Origin of the sequence: Pseudomonas folii (genome assembly GCF_014357575.1) — a bacterium.
In the GTDB taxonomy this organism is placed as follows: Bacteria; Pseudomonadota; Gammaproteobacteria; order Pseudomonadales; family Pseudomonadaceae; genus Aquipseudomonas; species Aquipseudomonas folii.
On the sequence record NZ_JACONW010000242.1, the window covers coordinates 1 to 5304 of the forward strand.

The following is a 5304-nucleotide window of genomic DNA, read 5'->3' on the forward strand; positions in this document are numbered from 1 at the left end:
TTTCCCGGCTAAAGCCGGTCCCACGTCGTCACATCATTTTGCGCGTAAATCTGGGTATCCCCGCTAAGACCGCCATCTTTCCAGTCGCTTAAACCCGCTTGGGCAATACCACGGTAAACGTCGTCCCGTCACCTACGTTGGACGTCACCGTGATACTGCCGCCGTGGGCATTGACCACTTCCTTGACGATGAACAGTCCCAGGCCCAGGCTGGTTGACCGACCGCTGGGCGTGGAGCCTTCGCTGATGGCGCGTACCAATGGATCAAAGATGCTGCTGAGGGCGTCTTCGGAAATCGGGTCGCCCAGGTTGTGCACGATCAACTGCACATGATCCTGCTCACCGCTGACTTTGACGCTGACCTCTTCCTTGCCCGTGCCATGTTGCAGCGCGTTGCCGATCAGGTTCTGCAGCAACTGGTCGATACGTCCGCGGTCCCAGTGACCGACGGTGTCGCCTTCCACTTCCAGATTCGGGTGTGAGTCGGGGCGACCCGCACAGGCTTCGTCGACGGCCTCACGGCAGGCGCTCCCCATGTCCATGCTATGGCGTTCAACTGGCAGGCTGGCGCCAAGGCGACTGCGCACGAATTCCAATAGATCGCTGACCATCGCGCCCATGTGCCGGGTGCTGCTTTTGATCCGTGACACATAGCCCTGGGATTTGGCATCCAGATCCTGCCTGTGCGCCAGCAGGTCGGCGGACATGCTCACTGCTTGCAGAGGCGCGCGCAAGTCATGGCCCAGAATGGCAAGGAAGATGTCTCGCGAACGTGCGACCTGATCGGCATACGCCGCCGTGGATTCGGCCAGCGCTTCATCAATGGCTTCGTTGAAGCGAATCATGTCAGTGAAATACGCCAGGTCCGGGGTTTTCAAACTCTCGACCCACAGTCGAATGACACTGGCGCGCAGATGACGAAACTCCGAGGTCATCTGCACCAGATCGAAGCCAACCATATGGCGCAGTTCGCCGTGGCTGGCAGCGGCCTGGTCCAGGCTCGGGGTCTTTTGCAGGTCCGCCCCCTTGGACTTGGCGGCTTGCTCGCTTTTGGTCTGCGAGGTGTTCATGTCTCGTGCGGCAGCCAGCAGAATCGCCTTGGCGTGATCGCGAAGCTCCACGCTATTCATGGCGTCGGCGGCAGGCTTGATGGTTTTGGCGAAGTTTTCCCACTCGTCGACAATACGATCCACATGGGTAACGATGAAGTCCGAGAGGCGCATGGCCGGTTACCTTGCTGCGGGAGCTGTAATGAGGATGGCGCATCTTACAGCCTTTACCCTTCAGGTATCGAGACAACGACCGGAGACCGCTGTCATTTCCGGCAACAGACGCAGGCAACGACTAGGCTTGATCGATACCAAGGACTAGCTGGCAGGAGCGCCGTCATGATCACCACCCCTTTCACGACGTTTGTCGAAGAACAGATCAAACTGGCTGAACAAAAGCTCCATACTGGCAAGAGTCCCAGACTAGACGATGTGACTTACGGAAAGCTGGGTTTTTACCTCGCGCTGCGGCGGGTACTTGAGGGGACCAGTACGTCTGAGGACCTGGGGCTGATCGAGGCGGTCAATGACACGCTGCAAGCCTTGAGGCTGCTCGACGGCGACGAGACGTTTCTGTCCGGCATCAAGCAGGAAATTGCCGGGAAACAACGAAGGCAGCCATAGCTGCCTTCGTTTGCAAACATCAACGTCAATCAGAACAGAAAGTACCGCTGCGCCATGGGCAGCACATCTGCGGGCTCGCACCACAACAACACGCCATCGGCTTTGACTTGATAGGTCTGTGGGTCAACGTCGATTTTCGGCAGGTAGTCGTTGTGGATCAGGTCTTTCTTCTGCACGGACCGGCAGCCTTTGACGACGCTGATCACCTTTTTCAGCCCCAGTGATTCCGGTACACCGGCATCGAACGCCGCCTGGCTGATGAAGGTCAGGCTGGTGGCGTGCAACGAACTGCCGTAGCTGGCGAACATCGGGCGATAGTGCACAGGCTGAGGTGTTGGAATCGACGCGTTGGCGTCACCCATCAGGCTTGCGGCAATCGCTCCGCCTTTGAGAATCAGGGTCGGTTTGACGCCGAAAAAAGCAGGGCGCCACAGCACCAGATCGGCCCATTTACCCACTTCCACCGAGCCGACTTCATGGCTGATGCCGTGGGTGATTGCCGGGTTGATGGTGTATTTGGCGATGTAGCGTTTGGCGCGGAAGTTATCGTTGCCTTCACCATCGCCGGGCAATGGTCCGCGTTGGCGCTTCATTTTGTCGGCGGTTTGCCAGGTGCGCATGATCACTTCGCCGACCCGGCCCATGGCCTGGCTGTCGGAGCTGAGCATCGAGAAAGCACCCAGGTCGTGCAGGATGTCTTCGGCAGCAATGGTTTCCCGGCGGATGCGGCTTTCGGCGAAGGCCACGTCTTCGGCGATGCTTGGGTCCAGGTGATGGCAGACCATCAGCATGTCCAGGTGCTCGTCGATGGTGTTACGGGTGAACGGCCGGGTGGGGTTGGTCGAGCTGGGCAACACGTTGGGAAAGCCGCAGGCCTTGATGATGTCCGGCGCGTGACCGCCGCCCGCACCTTCGGTGTGATAGGTGTGAATGGTTCGATTCTTGAACGCCGCCAGTGTCGTTTCGACGAAGCCTGATTCGTTCAGGGTGTCGGTGTGAATCGCGACCTGCACGTCGTACTCGTCTGCGACGCTCAGGCAGTTATCAATGGCGGCGGGCGTGGTGCCCCAGTCTTCGTGCAGCTTCAGGCCAATGGCACCGGCTTTGACTTGCTCAACCAGCGGGCCGGGCAGGCTGACGTTGCCTTTGCCGGTAAAGCCAATGTTCATCGGGAACGAGTCGGCCGCCTGAAGCATGCGCGCCATGTGCCACGGGCCGGGTGTGACGGTGGTCGCGTTGGTGCCGGTTGCCGGGCCGGTGCCGCCGCCGATCATGGTGGTCACGCCACTCATCAAGGCTTCTTCAATCTGCTGCGGGCAGATGAAGTGAATATGCGTATCGACACCGCCCGCGGTGAGGATCATGCCTTCACCGGCAATGATTTCGGTGGAAGCACCGATGGCGATGGTCACGTCCGGCTGAATGTCCGGGTTGCCTGCTTTGCCGATGGCCGCGATGCGACCGTTCTTGAGGCCGACGTCGGCTTTGACGATGCCCCAATGGTCGACGATCAACGCGTTGGTGATCAGCGTGTCGACCACTTCGGCGGCCAGCAATTGGCCTTGGCCCATGCCGTCACGAATGACCTTGCCGCCACCGAATTTCACTTCTTCGCCGTACGTCGTGAAGTCTTTCTCGACCTCAATCCACAGCTCGGTGTCGGCCAACCGGACCCGGTCACCCACGGTGGGGCCGAACATGTCGGCGTAGGCTTGTCGGCTAATCTTCATCTCTCGTGCCTCGGATTCAGAGCTGCGAGCTTCAAGCTGCAAGCCTCAAGTAAAAACGGATCACAAGCGCCGCCGAATGCTGTTTCTTGCAGCTTGTGGCTTGCCGCTTGTAGCTGGATCTGGCGTTGGGGTGCAATCAAATTTAAAGATCGCCCATGACTCTTCCCGCAAACCCAAAAACTCGTCTCAAACCCGCCAGATCCACCAATTCCACATCCCTCGACTGCCCCGGCTCGAAGCGTACCGCGGTGCCGGCCGGGATGTTCAGGCGCATGCCGCGGCTGGCGGCACGGTCGAAGGTCAGGGCGTCGTTGGTTTCAAAAAAATGGAAATGCGAGCCGACCTGAATCGGCCGGTCGCCGCTGTTGGCGACGTTCAGGCTGATGGTTCGACGCCCGGCATTGAGTTCGATTTCACCGGGTTGAATCTGGTATTGGCCAGGAATCATGCGGGTTGTCCCAAGGTCTTGAAGTAGATAGCGGTCGGCGCATAACGGCCGTCCGGGCTTTGGCAATAATTGGGCAGTTCGCCGACGCGGGTGTAGTCCAGCGAGCGATAGAACGCTTCGGCGGGTGAACCGGCTTCGGTGTCCAGATACAACAGCCCACGCTTGAGCTGGCGCGCCGCTTGCTCCAGTGCTTGCATCAGTTGCTGCCCCAGGCCGCGCCGTCGCGCCTCTTTAAGCACCAAAAGTTTTTGCACCTCAGCGCGGTTCAGGCCGTTGGCTTTCTGGCACAGCGCGAGCTGTGTGCTGGCCAGTACCTGTTCATCCTGAACCACTACCCACAGCAGCAGATTGCCGTTGGCAACGTCTTCCCGGAGCCCGTCGCACCAGGCGTATGCTTCTTCGAGTGTCACGTCAGCCATGAAACCCACCGAGGCGCCGTTGTTCACAGCGTCCAGCAGTAAGGTCGCCAGTCCATGGCGGTAGTGTGCAAAACTTTCATCCGTGACGCGGCGTAGCTGGGCAGGATTCATGATCGCCTCTCAGTTGGATACGGGAGCTTGTGAAGGTGGAGCCGATGCGCCGGGTGACAAATCCAGTTGCATGAAGGTCAGGTCCAGCCAGCGTCCAAATTTGGTGCCGACCTGTGGCATCTGCCCGGTCGTGATGAAGCCCAGGCGTTCATGCAGGCTGATGGAGGCGGCATTACCGCTTTCAATCGCCGCGACCATGATGTGTTTGTCGCACAGGCGAGCGCGGTCGATCAGGGCTGTCATCAGCTTTGGGCCCAGGCCTTTGCCGCGCTGGTCGGCGCGCACATAGACTGAATGCTCCACCGTGCAGCGGTAGCCTTCAAAAGGACGCCAGTCGCCAAACGACGCATAACCCGTGACCTGGTCTTCATCATCCACAGCGACCAGAATCGGATAACCCTGAGTCTGGCGCGCATCGAACCAGGCCTGACGATTGGCCAGGTCTACCGGTTGCTCGTTCCAGATCGCAGTCGTGTTGAAAAGGGCGTCCGTGTAAATCGCCAGGATGCCTGGCAGATCGGATGGCTTTGCGTCGCGAATCGAATTGCTCATGATCAGTTCCAGAGTCTTTTTCGGAATCAGGCGATTGGCTGATGCACAGTGACCAGCTTGGTGCCATCCGGGAATGTTGCTTCCACCTGAATTTCAGGGATCATTTCCGGGATGCCTTCCATGACCTGTTCACGGGTCAGCAGGGTGGTGCCGTAATGCATCAGATCCGCCACGGTCTGCCCATCCCGCGCGCCTTCAAGCAACGCCGCCGAGATGTAAGCCATGGCTTCCGGATAGTTGAGCTTCACGCCACGGGCCAGACGCCTTTCGGCAACCAGGCCAGCGGTGAAAATCAGCATCTTGTCTTTTTCGCGTGGGGTGAGATCCATGTTTAGTCCGTTGTAATTTTTTTGGTTGTTAGCAATCCCTGTG

Annotated in this window: 7 protein-coding genes; 1 reads left to right on the forward strand and 6 read right to left on the reverse strand. The window is 59.0% G+C overall.

Features of this window, described 5'->3' with window-relative positions; all coding sequences use genetic code 11:
- Positions 1-88 precede the first annotated feature (88 nt).
- Positions 89-1222: a sensor histidine kinase gene (locus H8S59_RS25970; protein ID WP_187523280.1), complete on the reverse strand. Its 1134-nt coding sequence runs from the start codon at positions 1220-1222 to the stop codon at positions 89-91.
- 165 nt (positions 1223-1387) lie between these two features.
- On the opposite strand from H8S59_RS25970, the gene H8S59_RS25975 reads away from it, so the two are divergent.
- Positions 1388-1672: a hypothetical protein gene (locus H8S59_RS25975; protein WP_095101874.1), complete on the forward strand. Its 285-nt coding sequence runs from the start codon at positions 1388-1390 to the stop codon at positions 1670-1672.
- A gap of 29 nt (positions 1673-1701) precedes the next feature.
- Here the strand turns inward: H8S59_RS25975 and ureC are convergent, their stop codons facing one another.
- The 5 genes from ureC to H8S59_RS26000 all read right to left on the reverse strand — a co-directional run bounded on the left by ureC (position 1702) and on the right by H8S59_RS26000 (position 5261).
- Complete coding sequence (gene ureC / locus H8S59_RS25980; protein WP_027902529.1) at positions 1702-3402, reverse strand: urease subunit alpha; 1701 nt, start codon at positions 3400-3402, stop codon at positions 1702-1704.
- A 142-nt stretch (positions 3403-3544) separates the two neighbouring features.
- Positions 3545-3850 carry an urease subunit beta gene (locus H8S59_RS25985; RefSeq protein ID WP_087269742.1) on the reverse strand — a complete coding sequence of 102 codons (306 nt, stop codon included), beginning with the start codon at positions 3848-3850 and terminating at the stop codon, positions 3545-3547.
- Positions 3847-4380 (reverse strand): GNAT family N-acetyltransferase, encoded by a 534-nt coding sequence (locus H8S59_RS25990; RefSeq protein WP_187523281.1) that lies wholly within the window; start codon positions 4378-4380, stop codon positions 3847-3849. The genes H8S59_RS25985 and H8S59_RS25990 overlap by 4 nt, the downstream gene beginning before the upstream one ends.
- 9 nt (positions 4381-4389) lie before the next feature.
- Positions 4390-4932 (reverse strand): GNAT family N-acetyltransferase, encoded by a 543-nt coding sequence (locus tag H8S59_RS25995; protein WP_187523282.1) that lies wholly within the window; start codon positions 4930-4932, stop codon positions 4390-4392.
- 26 nt (positions 4933-4958) lie between these two features.
- Positions 4959-5261: an urease subunit gamma gene (locus H8S59_RS26000; protein ID WP_027902525.1), complete on the reverse strand. Its 303-nt coding sequence runs from the start codon at positions 5259-5261 to the stop codon at positions 4959-4961.
- Positions 5262-5304: the final 43 nt, after the last annotated feature.